This window comes from Labilibacter marinus (assembly GCF_001659685.2).
In the GTDB taxonomy this organism is placed as follows: domain Bacteria; phylum Bacteroidota; class Bacteroidia; order Bacteroidales; family Marinilabiliaceae; genus Saccharicrinis; species Saccharicrinis marinus.
The window spans coordinates 56,795-80,146 of the sequence record NZ_LXYE02000001.1 but is presented as its reverse complement, the minus strand read 5'-3'; the positions used below and the strand labels follow the sequence as shown (position 1 = coordinate 80,146).

18 protein-coding genes are annotated in these 23,352 nt (G+C 35.2%); 7 read left to right on the top strand and 11 right to left on the bottom strand.

The annotated features are described in order from the left end of the window. Positions 1-3: 3 nt before the first annotated feature. The 7 genes from nhaD to A8L32_RS00230 form a co-directional block, all read right to left on the bottom strand. On the bottom strand, positions 4-1,383 hold the full coding sequence (gene nhaD / locus A8L32_RS00260) for a sodium:proton antiporter NhaD (RefSeq protein WP_075589697.1): 1,380 nt from the start codon (positions 1,381-1,383) through the stop codon (positions 4-6). Positions 1,384-1,546: 163 nt separating this feature from the next. Then, on the bottom strand, positions 1,547-1,864 hold the full coding sequence (locus tag A8L32_RS00255) for a hypothetical protein (protein WP_075589696.1): 318 nt from the start codon (positions 1,862-1,864) through the stop codon (positions 1,547-1,549). 158 nt (positions 1,865-2,022) lie between these two features. Next, positions 2,023-2,454 carry a VOC family protein gene (locus tag A8L32_RS00250; RefSeq protein WP_075589695.1) on the bottom strand — a complete coding sequence of 144 codons (432 nt, stop codon included), beginning with the start codon at positions 2,452-2,454 and terminating at the stop codon, positions 2,023-2,025. Between the two features lie 133 nt (positions 2,455-2,587). Then, the gene (locus A8L32_RS00245; protein ID WP_075589694.1) at positions 2,588-4,201 is read right to left on the bottom strand and encodes a DUF5060 domain-containing protein; all 1,614 of its coding nucleotides are present in this window, start codon (positions 4,199-4,201) and stop codon (positions 2,588-2,590) included. A 156-nt stretch (positions 4,202-4,357) separates the two neighbouring features. Next, positions 4,358-7,273, bottom strand: a complete 2,916-nt coding sequence (locus tag A8L32_RS00240) for a glycoside hydrolase family 2 protein (protein ID WP_198931706.1) — start codon at positions 7,271-7,273, stop codon at positions 4,358-4,360. A gap of 229 nt (positions 7,274-7,502) precedes the next feature. Then, positions 7,503-9,167, bottom strand: coding sequence for a sulfatase-like hydrolase/transferase (locus tag A8L32_RS00235; protein WP_075589693.1), 1,665 nt, complete (start codon positions 9,165-9,167; stop codon positions 7,503-7,505). 148 nt (positions 9,168-9,315) lie between these two features. Beyond that, complete coding sequence (locus tag A8L32_RS00230; protein WP_075589692.1) at positions 9,316-10,728, bottom strand: sulfatase family protein; 1,413 nt, start codon at positions 10,726-10,728, stop codon at positions 9,316-9,318. 252 nt (positions 10,729-10,980) lie between these two features. On the opposite strand from A8L32_RS00230, the gene A8L32_RS00225 reads away from it, so the two are divergent. From A8L32_RS00225 to A8L32_RS00210, 4 genes are all read left to right on the top strand, one after another. After that, the gene (locus A8L32_RS00225; protein ID WP_233145433.1) at positions 10,981-12,270 is read left to right on the top strand and encodes a hydroxymethylglutaryl-CoA reductase, degradative; all 1,290 of its coding nucleotides are present in this window, start codon (positions 10,981-10,983) and stop codon (positions 12,268-12,270) included. A 56-nt stretch (positions 12,271-12,326) separates the two neighbouring features. After that, positions 12,327-13,277 (top strand): GYDIA family GHMP kinase, encoded by a 951-nt coding sequence (locus A8L32_RS00220; RefSeq protein ID WP_075589690.1) that lies wholly within the window; start codon positions 12,327-12,329, stop codon positions 13,275-13,277. Positions 13,278-13,310: 33 nt separating this feature from the next. Beyond that, the gene (gene mvaD, locus A8L32_RS00215) at positions 13,311-14,384 is read left to right on the top strand and encodes a diphosphomevalonate decarboxylase (protein WP_075589689.1); all 1,074 of its coding nucleotides are present in this window, start codon (positions 13,311-13,313) and stop codon (positions 14,382-14,384) included. 74 nt (positions 14,385-14,458) lie between these two features. Then, complete coding sequence (locus A8L32_RS00210; RefSeq protein WP_075589688.1) at positions 14,459-15,415, top strand: mevalonate kinase family protein; 957 nt, start codon at positions 14,459-14,461, stop codon at positions 15,413-15,415. Positions 15,416-15,715: 300 nt separating this feature from the next. Here the strand turns inward: A8L32_RS00210 and A8L32_RS23460 are convergent, their stop codons facing one another. Beyond that, a complete protein-coding gene (locus tag A8L32_RS23460; protein ID WP_158027181.1) occupies positions 15,716-16,117 on the bottom strand; it encodes a LytR/AlgR family response regulator transcription factor in 402 nt (133 codons plus the stop codon). Between the two features lie 539 nt (positions 16,118-16,656). On the opposite strand from A8L32_RS23460, the gene A8L32_RS00200 reads away from it, so the two are divergent. Together A8L32_RS00200 and A8L32_RS00195 are read left to right on the top strand one after the other, a co-directional pair. Beyond that, entirely contained in the window at positions 16,657-17,067 is a 411-nt protein-coding gene (locus A8L32_RS00200; protein ID WP_075589686.1) for a MotA/TolQ/ExbB proton channel family protein, read from the top strand. Between the two features lie 380 nt (positions 17,068-17,447). Next, the gene (locus tag A8L32_RS00195; protein ID WP_075589685.1) at positions 17,448-19,394 is read left to right on the top strand and encodes a serine hydrolase domain-containing protein; all 1,947 of its coding nucleotides are present in this window, start codon (positions 17,448-17,450) and stop codon (positions 19,392-19,394) included. Between the two features lie 218 nt (positions 19,395-19,612). Here the strand turns inward: A8L32_RS00195 and A8L32_RS00190 are convergent, their stop codons facing one another. Then, positions 19,613-20,515 carry a LysR family transcriptional regulator gene (locus A8L32_RS00190; protein ID WP_075589684.1) on the bottom strand — a complete coding sequence of 301 codons (903 nt, stop codon included), beginning with the start codon at positions 20,513-20,515 and terminating at the stop codon, positions 19,613-19,615. A gap of 193 nt (positions 20,516-20,708) precedes the next feature. Here A8L32_RS00190 and A8L32_RS00185 point away from each other — a divergent pair, with 193 nt between their 5' ends. Next, the gene (locus A8L32_RS00185) at positions 20,709-21,329 is read left to right on the top strand and encodes an NAD(P)H-dependent oxidoreductase (RefSeq protein ID WP_075589683.1); all 621 of its coding nucleotides are present in this window, start codon (positions 20,709-20,711) and stop codon (positions 21,327-21,329) included. A gap of 356 nt (positions 21,330-21,685) precedes the next feature. Here the strand turns inward: A8L32_RS00185 and A8L32_RS00180 are convergent, their stop codons facing one another. Further along, the gene (locus A8L32_RS00180; protein WP_075589682.1) at positions 21,686-22,201 is read right to left on the bottom strand and encodes a GNAT family N-acetyltransferase; all 516 of its coding nucleotides are present in this window, start codon (positions 22,199-22,201) and stop codon (positions 21,686-21,688) included. A gap of 329 nt (positions 22,202-22,530) precedes the next feature. Next, positions 22,531-23,346, bottom strand: a complete 816-nt coding sequence (locus tag A8L32_RS00175; RefSeq protein WP_075589681.1) for an energy transducer TonB — start codon at positions 23,344-23,346, stop codon at positions 22,531-22,533. Between the last annotated feature and the right edge of the window lie 6 nt (positions 23,347-23,352).

Here is a 23,352-nt window from a genome sequence, read left to right as displayed (position 1 = left end):
TATTTAAACAAACAATAAGGTTTGAAGATAATAGGTAAGCGCACCTGCCAAATAACCCAGCAATGCAATAAGGCTCACCTTTTTCAGGTACCACATAAAGTCTATCTTTTCTAAACCCATTGCAGCTACACCCGCGGCTGAACCAATGATTAATATACTTCCGCCCGTACCTGCACAGTAGGCTAAAAACGACCAAAAATTACCATCCTGAATAAAATTAGAAACATAGCCAACCGACTCTGCCGCTGCAGTTTGATACATTCCCATTGATGCCGCCACCAAAGGTACATTATCAACAATTGCTGAAACTACCCCTATAATCATATTAATGGCATAAACATTTTTCAGTTTATCATCCATAAAATGGGCCATAAGGTCGAGATGCCCTGCAGATTGTAATGCTGCTACAGCACTTAAAATCCCTAAAAAGAAAAGTACGGTAGGTATATCAATGGTTTTAATAACGGCAGTTACGGTTAAGGTACGTTTATCTTCTGCCGAACGGTTTTTAAGATAACGATCCGTCATAATCCATAAAACAGACAAACCTAATAGCATCCCTAAAAAAGGAGGCAGATGTGTAATGGTTTTAAAGATGGGAACCGAAATCAGCGCAAGCGTGCCCACTACCAGCATAAACACTCTTTCCTTGTAGGTCGTAAATTCTCGGGTTTCATCCTCTGGCAAAACAGGCCTAATGGTTTGTCCTTTTATTAATAGCGAAAATAAAGCCGTTGCTACCACGGCATTCACCAAGCTAGGTAAAAAAACCGATGTAATTATATGCGCCGCCGTAACTTGTCCGCCTATCCAAAGCATAATAGTGGTTACATCACCAATGGGAGACCACGCCCCTCCTGCATTAGCTGAAACAACTACCATACTTGCAAAAATCCAGCGGTTATCTTTCTGAGTTAAGAGCTTTCGTAACACTGTAATAATAACAATAGTAGTGGTAAGATTATCCAACACTGCGGACATAAAAAAAGTAAGTGCACTGATGATCCACAACAGTTTTACAGCACTCGAACTATTTATTTTACTCGTGATAATTCTAAAACCTTGGTATTTATCTACGAGGTCAACGATGGTCATTGCCCCCATTAAAAAAAAGAGTATAGAAGAAATTTCGGCCAGATGATGGTACAGTTCATGATGGGTGATAAACTCACGCACAGAGCTTAAACCTTCTGATGAAGAAGTGAAATTTTGCCAGGAAGTACTGTAACCTAAGCTTAGTATATTCTCAGCACCTAAAGCATAAATAGCCCAGGTTAAGGAGCCTATTAAAAGCGCAATAGCCGCCTTGTTAATATGATTGATATGCTCAAATACAATAAATCCATATCCTAGCACAAATACTGCAAACATTAATAAAAACATGATTGAAAAATATAATAAAACCAGCATAACTGGAGCAAATAACGAAGTACCACAGAAAATGAGTCCACCTAAAAATGGATCCGATCTACGCTATTCTAAAACATATAAAATGTCCATACAGAAGAATATCTGCATAGCTTAAATAAAATAATACCGGGGATTTTTAAACTAACGGTGGTGAAGTATCCGTCTCGAAAAGAATAAAATGAATGAAATATGGATTCCTATTTTTAAAATCTGTTTGGGGGATAAAATAGGAACTATAAACTTGTGTAGGATGAAGTGTCGAATATTTATCAACGTTTTCTTCTTCATCTTCTTCCACATCAAAAAAATCAATATCTGCGGAGGTAGAAGAATCACTCAACACGAAACAATACCCACTCTCCTCTTCCTGAAGAAAAGTATCTTTTGCATTTGGATTATACGCATTGATAAACCAAAGCAGCGCGACAATAAAGTGAATATAGAAATTGCTCATATTGAATAATACGGCACAAATGTAATTTATTTAAGAGATTTGCAGCGTTAGCAAGTATTAAAAAGGTCTTAATAAATGCTAAAAATAAAATGTCTAAAACCTAATTCACGAAAGATTAAGTTTTAGACATTAAAAAAAATATGATAGTATTATTTAAGCTATTCCTCTAACTCACAACCCACCATCCATGTAATTCCGAATTGATCGACACACATACCAAAATACGAGCCCCAGAAGGTTTTATCCATTGGCATTACAACCGAACCTTTAGATAGCTTAGCAAAAAAGTCATCGGCCTTCTCTTGGCTATCGGTAGAAATTGAAATGGAAAAATTATTACCTGCTTTATAATTGGTAGCCCACTCTCCTCCTGTGTCGTTACCCATAATAACCGTATCTCCACCAATAGGTAAGGTAATGTGCATTATTTTTTCGGCATCTTCAGCCGACACTTCAGGACAATTATCCATTGGAGGCATTTCTTTAAAGCGACTCACCATTTCAAAATCACCTCCAAAAACAGTTTTGTAGTAATTAAAAGCTTCTTCACAATTACCATCAAAAGTCAGATAGATATTTACTGTTGTCATTGTTATAAGTTTTTAAAATTAGACTCCTCTCAAGTTACAACTTTAATTCGGACTAGTTAGTCTTTTATTAAAAAACGGTCAAAAAAAGTCGTGATATCATTACCTCGACTTTCTATATTTCATTCGATAAAAACTACTTCCAAGTAATTAAAACAGCATCTGCCTTGCCATACCATGGACTAATAAATTCTTTCTTTTTGTCGTACTTAAACTCCTCAGAATACTCGCCCGTTAAAGTATTAAACCATTTAAAATAAACTGGCTTTTTATCTTTAAACATATATTCTTTGCGATATTGATAAGTCTCTTTTGGAACGTAATTTAAATACTCTTCCTTCTCTTTGTGTTGCATACAATAACCTGCCTGATTATGCCAAGGCACAGGCTTGTAATCTTTAAAAGGATAATCAGTAAACAATTGCGTTATGTGCTTAAAGTACTCAAACTTGGGTTTATAGAATCCATCTTCTTGCTCAAACGGATTATAAATTAAGGCATTCCATGAAGTTCCTTGCCAATAGTAAGTAGAATAAACTCCTGCAAAAGCACATTGGTAGTTACGCTTTAAACATTGCTCTGCATTAATATAACTTCCAGGAAAAACCACATACGGCGATTCTTCATATCCTCCATGCTCAATATTAAAAACAGGCTTACCTTTATACTTATTAAAGTCGTTAAGCATATTGGTATAAAGTGCGTAAGTCCAATCTTGGCGCGAAATATAATCCACTGATTCAGGATGACGCTTACAAAACCCATAATCGTGAACAGTTACCAAACGATTGAAGTAATTAGCTTTTCTGAAACGCTCTAAACGTTCAAGAATATACTCATCATCAGCACGGCCATAGAACAAAGCTTCTTTAGAAACATCCCACATAATATTTGGGAAAGCACCATAACGTTTTACCACATAGTCGTAATACATATTGTCTGCATCCGAATACATATCTGGCCACGCCACTAACTTATTCCACACGTAAACCATTAAGTGAGAAACAATTCCTTTTTCTTGCATTAGTTCAATGGTACGATCGAACTTTTTAAAGAATTCAACATTTAAAGCTGAATAATCAGGATTTTCGTTGTTGCCTAAAAATGGAAATATATCCTTTGGACCACCAAACTCATGCTCTGGATGTTTAGCTAATAACTCGTCTTTTTTCCAACTCACATCGTAGGAAAAAACATTCATCACCACTTGGTTTAAGCCATTCTGCTGTAAAAGGTTTAATAGGTGTTCCGATTTTGGTAAACCCTCTTTGTTATGGTAATCCAATGCATATAACCAATCGCACTCAAAGGCCATTAAAAAATATGGTGATCCATCTTCATAATAAAAATGACGATTATCTTTTTCTGGAATGATGATTCCTCCTTTTTCTCCTTCACTTGCTTTATCAAGGATAGTTACTTTTCCTTTTTTACTATTTAAAGATGAAACTTCCGAAGTGGTGGTATAAATCCACTCTCCAGCTTCCGAACCAGAGAAACGAAGTAACCACTCGCTACCTCCATTATAAAAACCAGGTACTTTTTGTGTTTTCCCTGTAGGAGAAGTGAATGTAGCATAAAAGTCAGTTGTAAAAGGAGACTTGGCTTTTCCTTTAAAACTAATATCAATCACTTCCCATTTGTTAATACTTGCAGATTTAGCCTTACTGCTTACTTGTTTAATTTCAGCGTTAACGTTAAATGCTAAAACCAAAGCAAGCAATAACGTTACGATTCTTATTTGCTTCATATTTATATTTTTAATGTTTTTACAAATCTACATTTCTGTATTTTGTATTCAAAATCAAACTTTACTATTTTTTACACTATTGTAGGATTTAACCATAAAAGGGTACAATTTTCGCCAATTGCACCCTTTGTATTTTTCAATTCAGTTATGAATATCCTATTTCCATTCGCTTAACTCAAACGCATTTAACCAAATTCCTTTATTGGTTTTAGCATCTTTAAAAGTCACTTTTACCGGATTTACTCCATCTGAAATAAGAATTGTTTCGGCAGTGGCAACAGGAGCAAACTGCATTTCTTTACCTTCTGTTGTTTTTACAGGAGAAACCTCTTGGCCATCTACCAAAATAGCAATTTCCGAAGCATACGGTAATTTATGAATTTGAAGTTTCTTCATCTTATCAACATTCGTATCCATTAAATCGGTATTCGTACGCGGTGCATGATGCCAAGTAGTTAATTTATAGGTTCCCTTAGGAAGCTTTGCAAATTCAAGGTTTATTCCTTTTTCATCAATCCCGATAACACCTTCGCCGTAAGCAAAACCATATTTACCAATGACGTTCATCTCACCTAACCAACGCAATACTCCATTGCTTGAATTAGCTTTTACGCTAGCATCAATACCTCCGAAGGCATCTAATTTTATAGTAGATGGCTGATTATCTTCAGAGCTCCAAGGTGTCCAACCAAACTGAATCAATTGATCAGGAGCACCCATATCAACTCTTATTTTTTCAAAGTCATAGATAGGTTTAGCATTCGCTATCACCATATCATTTTCTTTAGCCACAGTGCTAAAACTAACAGTTGCTGACTTTAAGCCCTTACTTTTGGCAGTTAGCTTAATTGTACCCGGAGTTGTACCAGCTTGGATAAGCACTGGCGCTTCCCCTGTTTCAATAAACATTGGGTTGGCATTAATATTGGCATCATCTCCATAAATTTTAGCAGGACCAGAAATAGAGAAAGTCACCTCACCAATGGAATCCTTCACCCATGTTCCGTTTTTATCTAAAACGCGCGCATAGGCCACCAAAATATCCGAACCATCTGCTTCGAATTGACGCCCTTCATTATCTAAAATAATTTTGAGTTGACGTGCTTTTTCCGGAGTACGAATCGTTTGGCTTACATATTCCTTACCATCCACATAACCTACTGCTTTTAATTCTCCAGCTTCAAAATTCTTAATCTTAAATAAGTAAGGAGGATGATCTAAACCTAAATAAGTGGTATCTGAAGAAGGTTTCTGTTTCATGTATGATTTGCCATTGACAAAAAGCTCCACCTCATCGGCATTACTATACAGGTTTAGCTCTTTTAAACCAGCTTTCCAATCTTCTTCAATATGCAAGTATGGCTCGTCTCTCATTTCAGATGGATACCAAAGCAAGCCTGTTTTTGGCTGACGGAAGATGGTCATTTTTCCACTTCGGGTTCTATCCTTCATGCTTTTATATTTGGCATGAGTTGGGTGAAAAGTATAATAAGCATGGGCTGTCCACGAAATAATTCCCGTCATTTTTGGATCACGTTTGTGCACTGCTACAGTTGCAGGTCCTGAGTGACCTTCCATAGCCAACATGGTTTCCGATCTATCCCAAATAAATGGTCCGTACAACATATTGGCATTGATATCGGTTAAACCAGAAGCTTGCCATCCCGTCCAGCGTGCCCCTTGCGAAGCGGTTAAACGATTTGGATCTTCTTGCTTAATGGCATAATGTACCTGTGGCACATAACCTCTGTGGTTAATACCAGCACCCCAAATAACAATAGATGGATGGTTACGATGATTACGAACCATAATTCTGGCAGACTTTTCCAGATTCTCGAACCATAAAGGCGTATTATTCATCGTGATCCAGGTAGGGGCCTCTTCGTAAACTAGAATACCTAACTCATCACACGCCTCCATAATGGCATCGTCGTGCGGATAGTGCGCGGTGCGCATCACATTAAAACCAAGCTGCTTAAACTGCAACATATCTTTATAATGCAGCGAATTAGGAAGCGCATCTCCAAGGTAACCATAATGTTGATGGCGATTAAAACCAATGAGATCGATTGGTTTTCCGTTCAGCATAAAACCCAATTCGTTATCTAATCTAAAGCTTCTAACACCTAATTTATTTTCTACACAATCCACACTTTTTCCGTCTACCAATACCTCGGTATTTACACGATATAAGTAAGGATTATCCGTATCCCACAAATGTAAATCATCTTCAATACCTCCTACTTGGTTAAACTCCATAGCGCTTTTTGCAGGTATCAATTGCTCAGAAACTAATTTAAGAACCACAATGCCCTCGTCATTAACAATTCGGTTTATCACCTTACATGTCTTAGCTATTTTCTCTTCATTTCTAACTTCAGCAATAATGTTGATAGTAGCATTCATATTGACAGGGTCAACACTTGGGGTGGTAATAGTAATACCTGAACGAATAGATTCCCAATTGTAAGTGATATGCACTTTGTCGGTTTCTACCAGATATACATCACGATATAATCCACTAAACTTAACGTAATCAAACGGTCCTGCATCAGGAGGTAGGTTTTCATTTCTGCGGTTATCTACCAATAAGGTCACTTGATTGACCTCTCCCCTTTTTACAAAATCAGAAATGTCGAAATGGAAAGGTGTGTATCCCGTTACGGCAAATTGTCCAACATGCTTTCCGCTCACCCATAAATCAGTTACCTGATGTGCTCCTTCAAATTCAAGTATTACTATTTTATTTGCATCAGATGTTACTTTAATATCCTTACGATACCAACCTACATTACGTTGAAAGGTAGGCTGATCTTTTCCATCCTTACAAAAATCCAGAGTTAATGATGTTGGCGATAAAGTATGCGGCACACTTACTATCTCCCATTGGCTATCATCAAAAGTATTTTCGTAGAAATTAGACTCAGGATCGCCTAAATGAAATTTCCAAGCGGTGTTTATACATTGTTTACTTCGATTGGAATCGGGATATCCATCAGGTAATTGTTTGTTTTTTGCAAATACACAAGTAACTGCAACAACTAATGCGAGCAGTAGATTCATTTTTAGCATTGTAATCATTTTAAGGTGTTAAAACTACAAGCTAAATTATGTTATTTAAGGTAAAGTAAGGAGAGAAAGTAATTTTATAAAGGGGGATAATTAGTAGAATTTGAGGTTAAATAAAATTACTTAACCGTTAATTACCATATTAAATTAAAAAAAGCAACTACATACACCTTTCCAGACATATATAATTGCTTTTAATTCATCATTTATTTTTTCTATCGGGCAAATAATATTATTCATTCTTTACATATCCATACTTCTCCATCATTGAATCTGCAGTGTAACGCAATACTTTCGGGTTTCCTGTTCCGCGAGCTTCTTTTATAGCCACTTTCCATTCATCCTTCAGTTGATTTAAAACTTCGCTATACCTTTCGTCACCTGCTAGGTTATTTACCTCATTCGGATCATTTTTTAGATTATATAATTCCTCATAAACAGCTTCCTCTCCATTTAAAGGACCTTCAACAAACGAGCGATACAAAGCGATATCAGGATCATGAACCGAATACAACATCTTATTTACATTTAATCCTAAGCTTTTAGCCGCTTTAATTTTATATGAAGCTGATAAATTTTCGTTTTTGTAATAACGAATATACTTCCACTCCTTGTCCTGAATGGACTCGCAACGAGGGTTGCCAAACTGTGTAGACCATAAATTCTCGGTATAAAGATATTCGCGAACAGACTCTTGTTCTCCTTTTAATACCATGGAAAGGTCTTTTCCTTGAAACTCTTCTGGTTGCTCTATTCCTGCATAACTCAACATCGTTGCCGCTACGTCAATGGACTGAACTAACTCATCGCTAACTTTACCTCTGTGCTTCTTTTTATCAAAAGGATTGTAAACAACCATAGGCACTTTTGTGGTTTTCTCATAACACAAAGCCTTTCCGCCTAATCCTTGCTCACCCATAAATAAACCATGGTCAGATGTATAAAAGATGATGGTGTTTTTATCTAAACCTTTTTCTTTTAATGTCTTTCTTAGGTTGCCAAATAATCCATCAATACCAGTCATGGCCTGCATCTGACGAATATAACGCTCTTTGTTATCCTTTTCGTTATCTACATAGTTATAACCAGCTTGTCTGTCGTATGCGCGATGTATTTCAATAGGTAACTTAGGTTCTTTAATATCAGCTTTAGCCACATAATCTTCAGGCATTGCAATCTCCTGATCTCTGTATAAATCGCGATAGATAACAGAATCTGTTGGCAATTGCTTCATGGTACCTGTACTTGAACCATGAGGTAAGTTTAAGCAGATGCTTAAGCAGAATGGTTTATCATCTGGCCTTTCGTTAATAAAATGCAAGGCTCCTTCCATTCGGTGTTCATTACTAAAGAAATCATCTACACCTTCGCCAATAATCTCCACCTGCGTATCGTACTTCGCTCCTTTAAATATTTTATGACGCTTTTTAGGGTAAAATGATAGATGGCCATGACCTGCATACCAATAATCAAACGACTTCTCCATCAGGCCACTTTGGTAACCACCCTCACCAATTGGTGAGTGATTTTTACCCACATATCCTGTGTAATAACCATTATCTTTCATGATAACAGGGTATGATTTAGCCCAAGCCTCTGGCGAAACACTAGTTCCTGAATTAAAGTTTACACCGTGCTTACGCTCAAACTGACTCAACAAGATAGAGATACGACTTGGTGTACAAATAGCACTTGTAATATGCGCATTGCTAAAACGAACTCCTTCGCTCGCCAACTTATCAATATTAGGAGTCTTTACAATTTCATTTCCTTCACAACCTAAAAGACCATATTGTTGGTCATCCGTAAGAATAAAGATAACATTTGGTCTATCCTGTGCTTTTACTACCAACCCAATTAGTAAAAATAGGACTGGTATTAATAATTTTAGTTTCATTATGATGATTTTAAACTTTTAATAGGTGTTAGCATATTTATAATTTCAATCCTCGTAATGATTGAGATTATTATTAACCCAGAACATTGCTCTGGGCTATTGCCTTTTCCCCTTTGGTGTTATCTGCGCACTTTAGAATGCCACCTCTCTACTTCTGATTCTTCCCTTCGCCAGATGTGGCTTTCTTGATAAAAGATTCGCGCTTATTTACTTCTTTATAGATATTTGCTGCATGTGGATCTTCCCATAAACCAGGAACTGTTCCTTTGTTCCACTCTTGGTAAGCCTTTTTCAGTTCAGCTAGTTTTGCTGGGTTTTCGCTAGCAATATTAGTATGCTCAAATGGGTCTTTTTCAATATCAAACAAAAAGAAGTCGTTGTTTTTAAAACCAGACATCACCATTTTATATTTGCCTCTTAATACAGCATAACCTGCTCCATCAGAATATCTCCAAAATAAAGTTTCATGCGGAGAAGCTTGATTCTCTCCATTTAAAAATGGCATTAGGTTTACACCATCTAGGTTTTTACCCTTTGGACATTTAACATCGGTTGCAGCTAAGGCTGTTGGAAAAATATCTAAAGCGGATACTGCTTTATCATAAACCTTTCCACCTTCAATCTTGCCTTTCCAGGTTACACAGAAAGGAACACGGATACCTCCTTCAAAAAGCATTCCTTTATGACCTCTATAAGGTTCGCTACTTGCTCCGTTAGTCGCTGCTCCATTATCGCTATAATAAAAGATGATAGTATTCTCATACTCGCCAGCATCTTTTAGTTTTTGAATCACTTTACCTACGCCTACATCCATGCCTACTACCATAGCCGCATAAGCCGCTCGGTATCCATCTTCAATATGACTTACCATATCGGTATATTGTTTTGTAGCATGAATGGGTGAATGCGGTGCATTATAGGCCAAATACATGAAAAATGGCTTATCCTCTTTACTGTACTCATCAATATAATCCACTGCTTCTTCCGAAAAGTTATCGGTTAAATAAGTAATTTCCGACATAGGTACTGGTTCTCCATCTCTAAGAACACCTCCCATAGGTCCTCTTCCTTTTCCTGTATCTCCCCAGTAGCTCATTCCGCCTCCCCAGAAGCCGTACCAATCTTCAAAACCTCTTTTGTTTGGCCAGTAGGCTATAGAATCTCCTAAATGCCATTTACCAATTGCACAGGTTTTAAAACCTTCCTCTTTAAACAACTCCGACATCATTAATTCATCCAACGGCAATCCGTCATCTGCTTTAGCTGTGGTGTAAGGCAAGTTACACTCATGACCAAAACGATGTTGGTATCTACCAGAAAGTAAACCCGCTCTACTAGGGCTACAGTATGGATGTGATGCATATCCTTGCGAACAAATAACCCCATCCGCCGCTAAGGCATCTAAATTAGGTGTTGGAATATCGGTACAGCCATTAAAACCAACATCACCCCAACCTTGGTCGTCGGATAATATAATTAATACATTAGGTGTTTTCTTTTTCTTGGCTTGAACTGATAAAAAAGGAACTGCAATAAGCAGCAGTAATAGAAATTGTTTCATTGTATATAGTTTTTGAATATCGTGTAATATTTATCCTTACCAAAAGTATAAAGAAACCCTTAGTTTATAGAATCAATTTTATACACAATAAAGGGGGGGCTTTACATTTAACGCGTAAAATTTACGGTTACTTATATCGACAAAACATGACATTTTAATCTTGAATACTCAACATGCCACTTATCATTATATGATTTTAAACAATTCTTTATTTTTACAGTTTACCCTTGCATACCGATAACAATTACACTTATGATTAAAGGTTTTTCAAAGCTTTCGCAGAAAGAAAAAATAGATGTTTTACTCGAGGAATTTAAATTACCACAGTCGTTTAAAGACACTCTTGAGCACCATCAGCACTCAGAACTACAAGAAATATACAACCAATTTTCGGAGAATACCTTAAGTAACTTTTACATGCCTTATGGCGTTGCCCCAGGCTTTGTTATTAATGGTAAAGAATATGCTATTCCAATGACTATTGAAGAAAGTTCGGTGGTGGCAGCAGCTTCAAAAGCGGCTAAATTTTGGAGTAACAGAGGTGGATTTCAGACTAAAGTAATATCAACACTTAAAGTTGGGCAGTTATTTTTCACGACCGATTTTGGATATATTAAACTTCTTGAAGAACTGACTGATATAAAAGAACACCTACTGTCTAGCATTACTGAAATTTCACACAGTATGGAGCAAAGAGGTGGCGGAATTCATACGATGAAGCTGAATCAAGAACCTCTTGTGGATAAAGAAACCTACTGTTTGATGGTTAGTTTTGAAACCGTGGATTCGATGGGTGCTAACTTTATTAATTCTTGTCTGGAGAAAATGGGTGAAGCACTTTGCAACTATTTAAAGTCGAAGGGTGCAGAAGCAGAAGTGAACATGGCGATTTTATCTAACTATACACCTGATTGTATCGTTGAGTGTACTTTATCTTGTGCTATAGAAGACTTAAAAGCCTATTCGGGCGATTATACACCAGATGAATTTGCCCAACGATTTAAAAAAGCAGTTTTATTGGCTCAGCATAATTCATCTCGCGCTGTTACGCACAATAAGGGTATTATGAATGGTATTGATGCAGTTGTACTGGCCACTGGTAACGATTTTAGAGCAATTGAAGCAGGTGTGCATGCCTATGCTGCACAATCGGGACAATATTCATCCTTAACTAAAGTGAAACTAACAGAAAATGAATTTAAATATACACTAACTATTCCTTTAGCACTTGGAACCGTTGGTGGACTTACAAAATTACATCCACTAGCGGGCCTCTCTTTGCGTTTGTTGGGTAATCCTTCCGCCACAGAATTAATGCAAATTATTGCAGCAGCAGGTATGGCCAACAATTTTTCGGCTATTGCAGCGTTAGTTACATCAGGCATTCAAAAAGGTCATATGAAAATGCATCTGTCAAATATTTTATCTACATTTAATGCTACATCAGAAGAAATTGGCATGGCTATTGATCACTTCGGTACACATGTAATTAGTCACTCTGCTGTTAAATCTTACCTTGAACTATTAAGAAATAACGAATGAGTATTAATCCTGGCAAACTAATTATTTAACTTTAGTTGAATCGGTAACTAGTCTTTATGCAAAAACAAGAGCAAGTCCCTGTTTTTTCTTCAAGAGGAAACGGAAAACTGATGATTTCGGGTGAATACCTGGTTTTAAAAGGAGCAAAAGCTTTATCAGTACCCTTAAAAATTGGACAGAGTTTTGAAGTATTTGAATCCAACAATAATCATTTAACGTGGGAAGCCACACATATTGAAGGCAACTGGAACTCCGTTATTTTTAATGATAGATTAACTATTACCAGCTGTTCGGACGAAGGTTTTGCTAAACAGTTACAAAAAATTGTACGTGCAGGTATAAAACACAGCAAGCTGAATATTAAAGACCTGATGGGTAAAAAGATAATTACGCATTTAGAGTTTTTACCTGAATGGGGATTAGGAAGCAGCTCTACTTTAGTATACAATTTAGCACGATATTTAGAGATAGACCCCTACCAACTTTTACAAGAGACTTTTAAAGGATCGGGATACGATATTGCCAATGCATCACACCAAATGCCTATTTTTTTCCTTTTAATTAATGACAAACCTCGCAGCGTAGAAATCAACTTTGACCCTAAGTTTAAGGAAAATATTTACTTTATATATAGAGGAAACAAACAAAGCTCGAAGTCCGCCATTAGAGGTTTTCATAAAAAGAAGGTAGATAAAGAAGATATAAATAGAATAAGTGCGATCTCTACTTACCTAACAGTTTGTAATGATATTGCTGAGTTTCAGGAACTCATTAACGAACACGAAGATATTGTTGGCCGAGTGATTGGAAAAAAGACCGTAAAACAAGAACATTTTAGCGACTTTGATGGTTCTATCAAATCATTAGGAGCTTGGGGCGGAGATTTTGTGATGGCAGTAACAAGTCAACCCAAAGAGTATGTGCTAAACTACTTTCATGGCAAAGATTTAAAAGTGATTTTTGACTATGATAATTTGGTACTCAACAACCCTTGTATGGAATGTTAAACAAATCCCTTAGCTCGTGTAGTTTATGAATAAATGAATAACAAAGAGCAAACATATTTGAGTAAAAGCGGACAGGTTAATTATCAAAGCCCGTCTAACATAGCCATTGTAAAATATTGGGGTAAAACAGGCATTCAAATTCCTGTAAATCCATCCATTAGTTTTACACTTAAAAATGCTGTTACGCATACTTCGGTAGCCTATCAATATACCAAGGGAAACAACACTCTGGATTTTAGCTTTGCTTTTGAAGGCAAAAACAATCCTGACTTTGAGAAAAAACTACAGGTATTTTTCGATAGAATAATGGATACCTTACCTTGGTTAAACGAGTACAAACTCCAAATAAATAGTGAAAATACATTTCCACATTCTTCGGGCATTGCCTCATCAGCCAGTAGCTATAGTGCATTAGCGCTTTGTTTGGCCAAAGTACACTTTCAAATTACGGGTGAAGAATTAGGAATAAACACCGTTTCAAACATAGCTCGTTTGGGTTCAGGTAGTGCTTGCCGTTCTGTTTATGGTGGATGGAATACTTGGGGAACTTCTTCTTTACCCAACAGCGATGATGAATACGCCATTAATATAGACGATCAAGTGCATGATGACTTTAAAAATATTCAGGACTCGATACTGATTGTGAGTTCAGATAAAAAAAGCATTAGCAGTACTGTGGGACATCAATTAATGAAAAATCATCCGTACCAAGCAGGAAGAATTGAACAAGCAAAGCAAAATACCAATGCTTTGCTAGATGTATTGAAAAAAGGCAATTGGGCAAAGTTTATAGAAATCACCGAATCGGAAGCTTTAAGCTTGCACGGTTTAATGATGAGCTCTACGCCTGGTTATACCTTGTTACATCCCAACTCCTTAAAGATTGTTCAACTAATCAGAGAATTTAGAGAACAAAAAAACGTAAATATCTGTTTTACCATTGATGCGGGGCCAAATATTCATGTATTATATCCTTTATCGAACAAAAAGGAAATTGAAGAGTTTATTGAAAATAGTTTGGCCAAGTACTGCAGCAATAATGTGGTAATTAATGATGAATTGGGTTTTGGCCCTAACGAAACCGGCGTGGCCGGAGCAAAAAGTTAAGTCACACAAGAGTTTGATTGAAATTTGCACCAGTTATAAGGGTTTTGTTAATTTTTAAACAGATGAAATAAGGCATGTCTTTTAACAAAAAAAACAGCACTTTTTACTCCAAGGTTCTTTTATTTGGAGAGTACTCTATACTATTTGATTCTAACGGATTAACTATTCCGTACTCTCACTTTAACGGTTCGTTGGGTTTTATTAATTCGTCGGGATATACCGATTTAGATTACGCCAAACACTCTAATGAGCACCTAAAACAATTTGCCACCTACTTAAAAGAAAATACGCCTGACATTATTGATACAGAAAAGCTTTTAGCTGATATTGATAAAGGTTTATATTTTGAATCGACCATTCCTGAGGGATACGGATTAGGTAGTAGCGGTGCTTTGGTAGCCGCTATATACAAGCAATATGGTATACAGCGCATCCATGCAAAAGCAGGGCTTGCGAGTGAAGAAACACAACAATTAAAATCTATTTTCTCACGCTTAGAATCCTATTTTCATGGTAAAAGCTCAGGTATTGACCCTTTGATTTGTTATTTGAAACATCCGCTTTTTATCAAGGACCAAAAGAATATTTCTTCCATAGGTATTTCGCGCGAAAACATACAATCGGATGATGCCGTTTTTATTGTGAACACCAGGCAGGTTGGTAAAACAGCTCCCTTGGTGGACTTGTTTATGAAAAAATGCTTGAACCCTACTTATATAGAACGTATAAAAAACGATTTAATACCCACCACTAATAAATGCATTAGCTCTTTACTGGCTGGCGATTTAAATAATTTTTACAAAAGCCTAAAGCAGCTTTCTAAATTTCAACTGCAATATTTAAAGGAGATGATTCCTGATGAGTTTTTAAAACATTGGGAAGATGGTATTTCTAACAATCGTTATCTGCTTAAGCTTTGTGGCTCGGGTGGCGGTGGTTACTTACTGGGCTTTACCCGCGAATTTAGCAAGGTTAAAAAAGAATTGACAGACAAAGGACTCGAAGTTATTCCTGTTTATCAGGAGTTTTGATTTTTAGGCAGTATACCTTTAATTAATTAGTTTAAATACAATTGATAGTAGGACAACTCCCAAGTACTATTGCATTTTCTAAAGTCAATTACCCAGCGTCAAATGGAGCAATTTCATAGTTCTTTGATTTCAATTAAAACCCTAATAATTCACAGACTATGAATGACCTAATGTTGCTATTATATATGATGATTTTCCCTAAGCTTGGTGGTAACATTTGGCAAGAATATACCAAACCTGTTGAGTGGAATAAACTTCAACCGAAACTCATCGCTGGGGCGTGCCAACTACCTATATACTCTATTTATTGGCGGTAGTTGTTGTATCTCTGGAATTCAATACTTCTTTAACATCTTTTCTATAGCTTCTACCAATATTTAATTGATAGCCATCAACTAAAACCTGCTCCAAAGAGCGTTCTTTAATTCTGTCGGTGTTGATAATAAACGAACGATGAATTCTTAAAAAAATATCAGGTAATTTTTCTGATAGTTTGCTTATTTTTTCTTTACTCTTAATCTCATTATTTATTGTAGTTACCTTAATGTAGTCGGATAAACTTTCGATATAAATAATTTCATCATAAGGAATTTTAATCATCTTACGATTAGACATTATTTCAAGAAATGACTTTTTAGTTTTCTCTTTTTCAATTTCCAGTTTATTAATTACCTGGCCTTTTTCAATGATTTGTTTCATCATGAATAAAAAGGATCCTACAAAAACTAACATGTACAGGACTATAGGTACCCGAGCTACCTGAACTGAATTTGGAGTTATGTAACTAAATTTTGCCAGCGTTACATAGGCAAATACCAATACTAATATTTCGAGATACCATGAAATAACGGCTGTACAAAAAGTATAAAATATAAACCTTGCATACCTTCTGGTAAGATAATAGTTGGGTACAATTACATAATTAAAGAAATAGGAAGTAGCTAAAACAATGGGCAAGAATAAACCGATATAGAAAAATAGCAATTTAAGGTTAACCCATGCAGACCGAAATACAAATAATAAAACAAATAGAACAAAAATGCAGTAAGCGATATGATAATGTATTTTTTTAAATTTTTTATTGATCTGTTTAAACATGTTTACCTTATCGTTTCATTGTTTAATATTTTGCTCTAATTTCGGGGCAATTATAAAGAAAACTGTTTAGAATCGATGAGCAAAACGTAAAGAAGTTGATTCAACCTTGGCATTTTTCATTAAAGAATTACAATAATATAGATATGCTTAAACAGATAAAAGAATTATTTTACTTGGGAGGTATTGAATTTATGGTCATGCTAACCATTTTATTAATAATTACGACTGCTTGGTTAATATATCATTTTGTACTTGCACATTATTCTAAAAAAGTAAGCAGCGAAAAAGTAATTCGCAGACTTGGATATGGGAAAATTATGGGCTTGTTTACGCTCGTATTCGGAATATGCGGTTCGATGCTTGGACTTTATTCAATGTTCCTTCAAAGTGAAATTATTACCGAAAGTGGAATAAAGCCTGAACCTGAATTGGTATTTGATGGCATAAGCGTTTCTATGATTGTTACCATTTATGGACTACTTATTTATTCGTTTTCGTTGCTATTTTGCTTTATTGCCATTAAGGCGATTAATAAAAAACAACTCTCTTCCTGACATTGATAGGCCTTTAAAATCTGTTAATTAGTCTCTGCAAGAAAACTTCATTTTCTGCGTTACGCTTAAAAACGCATCAAAACCCTGTGAGAGTCGACAAACAACCTGTTTAGAACTGGATTCGACATTGCTATTTCTCTCTGCCTCATATACTTTGGCAGAAGTAATTAACCAGAGAAAAATAGACACATGAAACGAGTCAGGAGCCAATATTCTCTCACAGGAAGAGGTTTTAATTGGCGAGTTCCATGTGGCAATTAAAAATCAAATTTTAAACACATGAAACGACCATGCAAATTTGATTATCCAATTTACACACAGGAGGATGATTAAATTTATTTGGGAGTTCCATCTGACCATTGAAAAATAAATTTAAACAGATGAAACATTTAATCATTACATTTTTAATGCTAGGCTCTTTCTTTTTAAATAGAAACCTAGTGTATTCTCAAACTGAAAATCTCCAAACAGAAGCTTTAAGTGCATGGATCGATTCAAAGCTGACAAAAGGTATTGACTCTTTAAATATTGTAGGGGCAACCATTGTATTAATAAAAGACGACTCCATTCGTCACCTTAATGGTTATGGTGTAAGCGAAATTGAATCGAAAACTGCGGTAGATGCTCACCATTCTATATTTGGTGTGGGCTCCATTTCAAAAACATTTGTAGCAACAGCAACCATGCAATTGATTGAGGAAGGAAAGCTGGAGCTGGATAAGGATGTTAATCGTTACCTCAAAAGCTTCCAATTAAAGTACAAATTCAACGACTCAATAACCGTAAGGCAGCTTTTATTGCATACATCGGGTTTGGACAATTTGATTACAGGCACGGCAGTACGGGCTGAAAAAGATGTCGCTCCTTTAGCTCAGTATTTAAAAGAACAAAAACCATTGCAAATAAGGCCTTCAGGACAAATTATTAACTATAGCAATCAAGGCTATGCTTTATTGGGGCTTATTGTTGAAGAGGTGTCTGGCGTGCCATGTTTTGCGTATATCAGAGATAATGTACTGAAACCACTGGAGATGAACAGCAGTGGTTTTAAAAGAACTGTGGAACTCAAAGACAACTACGTTAGCAGTTACTTGCAAAAAGATCAACAACTCATTCCGTACAAACCTGATTTTAAACTAGATTATCCGTCAGGATCATTAAATGCCACGGCTTCAGATATGGGGCATTATATAGCTATGCTCTTAAATAATGGTACTTATAAAGGACGGCAAATTATAGATTCTGCCTCCGTTGCAAAAATGTATCACGAATCTTTCAAACATTTCCCCAAAGCGAATTGTGGACGATCGTTGGCATTTTTCGAATCGAATTGGAACGGAATAGGAGTTTATTATCACACTGGCACAGCACAGGGGTTTAATAGTCAATTAACCTTGATTCCGGAAAAAAACACAGGCCTGTTTATTTCCGTTAATTCCGGGAATCCACTAACCCCCAAAAGTAAGTTTTTTCTTAACAATATTTCTAATGAGCTTCTGACAAAGCTTATGATGGAAAGCATGGATGCTAATGAAACGGTAAATGATAAAGCTGCCACCTGCTCTGTTGACAACTCTTGTGCTGTTAATGAACCATTGGAGGCCATAGGTTCTGTTGATGAACCATTGGAGGCCTTCACCGGGAAGTACCGATATGCCTTTCATGGAACTTCATCGTTGGATAAATTAGGCATCTTAATGGGGAAATTTATGGAAATGGAAATTGTGGAAAAAGATAATACGCTTGAAATACCTCAATGGAACGATAAACTTACGCCTGTCTCTGATTTAACCTTCCATTCGGTTCTTAATAGACATATAGCTTTTGGCAAGGGCGTGAATGAAGAAATATCTTATTTCTTTGTAGAATCGTGTTTTGAGTATTATGTGTGGCATAAACTAAAATGGTACGAACCTATTAAATTTCAGATGTTTTGGTTAGGTAGCATTGTACTTATTTTATTGATTTACATGATGGCGTCTGCAGTACGCAGAATATTTGTTCGCCAAAGAAAAAGTCACCTACTTAAAAGGGTTAACTTTTTATTGGCCTCATTAAGCCTACTTTTTATTGTGCTTTTAGCCTACACATTAATGACGGTCGATCCGATGGAGTTTTTATATGGCATACCATTGCTTCTAAAATTTGCTTTAGTAATACCCTTAATCATTATTCCATTGGTATTAGTTGGCATATATTTATTAGTAAAAGTCATCCGATTTAAAGAGTTAAAAACGATGGGTATAATCTATCAATCCTTAGTACTTGTTGCTACTTTGCTTTTTATTCCTTGGTTACAGTATTACAATTTAATAGGGTTTAATTAAAATAAAATGGGCTCTGCATTTTCAAGTAGGGCCCATTTTCACCTTACTTCCCGATTCTGAATCGTAACATGTTTTGCTTTTAGTCATCAAACAACAAAATAATAAATAACTGTGTGCATTTTTGAATGGATAGCTTAAATAAAATCTAGGATATAGTTCAACTGAAACTCATCCCTGGATCGTGCCGACCACTCATAGTTCTATTTATTGTACTGCTTTTATTTCATTTTTCTTTTAAATATATTTCGAATAACATCTAATTCATTTTTATATTTCAAATCAGTTCTTGATGCAAAGTATAAAATATTTTCAGTCCTTACTTTACCCTCCCAAATCAATTTTATTTTGCTATTTGAAATCTCATCTTTGCATAAGAAATCAGGAACTATGGCAAGGCCATCTCCATCACTCAAACATCTAATACTTGAAGATATATTTGGTAATATATAGTTAGGTTTAAATGTTGGCTTTTTATTGAAATTTTCAAACCAAAATCGCCTAAAATGCTCCATTTCATTTGAAGAGCTGTACCAAGTATTTTGAAGGAGTTCGTCTTCTAAATCTTTCCAATTGTTAGTTTTTATTAGTGTTTCTATTATAGAGGTGTCTGTTTTACCTCCAGCAATTAACACTATCCTTTCTTTTGCAAATGGAATATACTCAAGCAATGTTTTTTTTTCAATATGTTTTCTTGGTGTTATTACTAAGTCTAAAATTCCGTTATCCAAATCTTTTATCAAATTCGTATGAGTTCCAAACCTTGCCATTAAATCAAAGTTTAATTTTGAAAGTTCGGGTTCAACAATGAGTTGAAACATTTCAGAACACATTCCAATATTTATAGATGGATATTTATCTTGTGTAGTTTTTTTAAAATGCTGTTCTGCATTTTCTAATTTTTTAATAGCTTCAATTATATACTCATATAAAACTTTTCCTTCTTCTGTTGGAATCATTCTACGGGAAGTTCGTTCAAATAATTTCTTGCCAACATATGTTTCCAGAGCATTTAAGTGCACACTTACACCTGGTTGCGAAGTGTATAATTCAATCGAGGCTTTTGTTAAAGTCCCATTTTCATATATCTCCTTAAAAGTTCTATACCATTCTAAATTCACCATACCTATTAATATTATAATACAAAGGTATTAATTACATTGTTTTTATAATAGATGTGGTTGTTATAAATTTGTCAAGAATTTAAAAATAAGCAAATGAAACGACCATGTAAATTTCAAATATTCATTTTCACACAGGAGAATGATTGAAATTTCTTGAGAGTTCCATTTGGCAAATCAAACAAATTATAAACAGATGAAAAATGTATTTATAATAAATGGGAGTCATCCATTTGCACATTCCGAAGGCAAATTTAATGAGACACTTTTTCAAAATTCAGTCTCTTTTTTTAATGCGTTAGACGGATATAATGTAAAAGCAATACAAGTTGGAGATGAATACGACCCTAAAGAAGAGGTTGAAAAATTTAAATGGGCTGACTTAATTATTTACCATACACCCATCTGGTGGTTTCAAATTCCTTTTGGGTTTAAAAAATACTTGGACAGTGTTTTTACTGAAGGACACCAAAATGGGATTTATGAAAGTGATGGAAGAAGTCGAAAAAATCCAAAAATAAATTATGGTACGGGTGGTTTAATGAAAGGGAAAAAATATATTCTAACGACTAGTTGGAATGCTCCCAAAACGGCATTTACTTTAGAAAATGAATTTTTTGAACAGAAAAGCGTTGATGAAGGTGTAATGTTTGGATTTCATAAAATGAATACTTTTACTGGTATGGATTTATTGGCAACTCATCATTTCCATGATATGGAGAAAAATGCTGATGTTCCTCAAGAATTGGCCAATTACAATATTTTCTTAGATGAAATAAATAAGATTTTTTTGGAAACGGTTGAAACTCCTAATTAATTGCAATCTTCCAAAACCAGAACTGCATTATACCAATTCATCAATCGTTTTCGAAACTAATGTCGTTCTGGGCTTTTGGCTTGCACCGTAGAGTAGAGTCTGATAGCTTACTCAAATTAATACCCCTAAAAGTAACAATAATCAGTAAACTATCAGCGCCCCCTTCATCGAACCGTAAGTGAAGTTTTATTCACTATACACTATGAAATAATTAACATAAACATCTACAATCTAATGCTAAAACACATATAACCTTCGATAAGTGCATAGATAATCCGAGATATAGTTCAACCATAACTCATCGTTGGGGCGTGCCGACAACTCATAGTTCTATTTATTGGCGGTTCGGCTTTTTATTATTCAATTCTTTTTTTCAGTTCGTAAATAACTCCTTCTTGTCCTTCAAAGTCAAATTTTTCTTTAAATACCATACCTATTTTCTCAAGAACTTTGATTGAGCCAATATTTTTTTTCATTGCTCGTCCAACTATTCTCTCAATTTTAAGTTCATTAAAACCAAAATCAAGACATTTTTTTGAAGTTTCAGTTGCAAGTCCTTTATTCCAGAACCTTTTATGAAATCGAAACCCAAGGTCATATTCATTTTTGTCTTTATTAAATTTAAGCCCACACCAACCTAAGAATTCTGAAGTTTTTTTGTCGATAACTGCAAGTCGTCCAACTCCAAATTTTTCATATTGATCATAGTTAGTCAAGAAATCTATTGCGGATTGTAAATCTTCAAATGGTTTATCCCCAGTAAATTTTAATACTTCTGCGTCAAGATTTAATGTATAGAAATCCTTTGCGTCTTCCGTTGTCAGTTTACGCATTATAGTTCTTTCCGTTTCTATATATTCAATTTCTTTCACTTATTTTAATGTCTCTGTTCTTGGATTCAAGCTGACCACGTAGAGTAGAGCCTGATAGCTTACTCAAATTACTGTGACTAAAAGTAACAATAATAAGTAAACTATCAGCACCCCCTTCATCGAACCGTACGTGAAGTTTTATTCACTATACACTATGAAATAATTAACATAAACATCTACAATCTAATGCTAAAACACATATAACCTTCGATAAGTGCATAGATAATCCGGGATAGAGTTCAACCGGAACTCATCGCTGGGTCGTGCCGACCACTCATAGTTCTATTTATTAGCTACCGTTATTTTTCACTTTCATTTCAAAGCTTCTTTCAATTTCTTGTTAATTCGAAATTAACAGGCAATGTAAAACTTATATCATACGGTCTATTGAATTTCTTACCTGGAACCCACTTCTTTTCTAATAAGTTCACAACCCTTAATGCTTCGTCGTCTAATTCGGGATTTAATGACTTGGCTATTTCAATAGAAGTCATATTTCCTAATGGGTCAATAATAAATGTCACGTAAACTTTTCCGTCTACTCCTTTTTTTTGTGCTTTTACTGGATATTTTAGATTATCTGCTATTGTTAATCTTAACTTTTCCAAACCACCAGGATATTCTGCGGTTTTATAGGCTTTTGTAACATCGTCCAAGTGAGTTCCATCTTCATTCAAATACCTCTCTGAAATAATTTTATTCTTTTTGTAATTAATTTCAGCACTTACCTTTCCACTCTTAAAGTAGTATGACCATAATCCTTCTTTTTTTCCTTTTGAGTACAAACCAATTTGGTCAACAGAACCATTTCTAAACCATTTAGTGAAAGTTCCGTTTTCTTTGTTATTGGTAAAATTGCATTTTGATTTTATTTGACCATTATCATAATAAGTAAGTGATTCACCGAATTTCTTTTCTCCTTTATCGGTTTTATAACTATGTACACTTTCAACAGAACCATTACTATAATAATCGGTTAGTATAAATAGTCCATTTATTTTATCTTGACTTGCAATTCGATAACTATTAAAATTATCATTCGAGCACACCTTTCCCTGAGTGTCAAAATATATGGTGTCATTTAACTGACAATAAGATATTGAAGAGATTAAACTTAGAATGATTCCCAAAAAGATTGTTTTCATTATGTA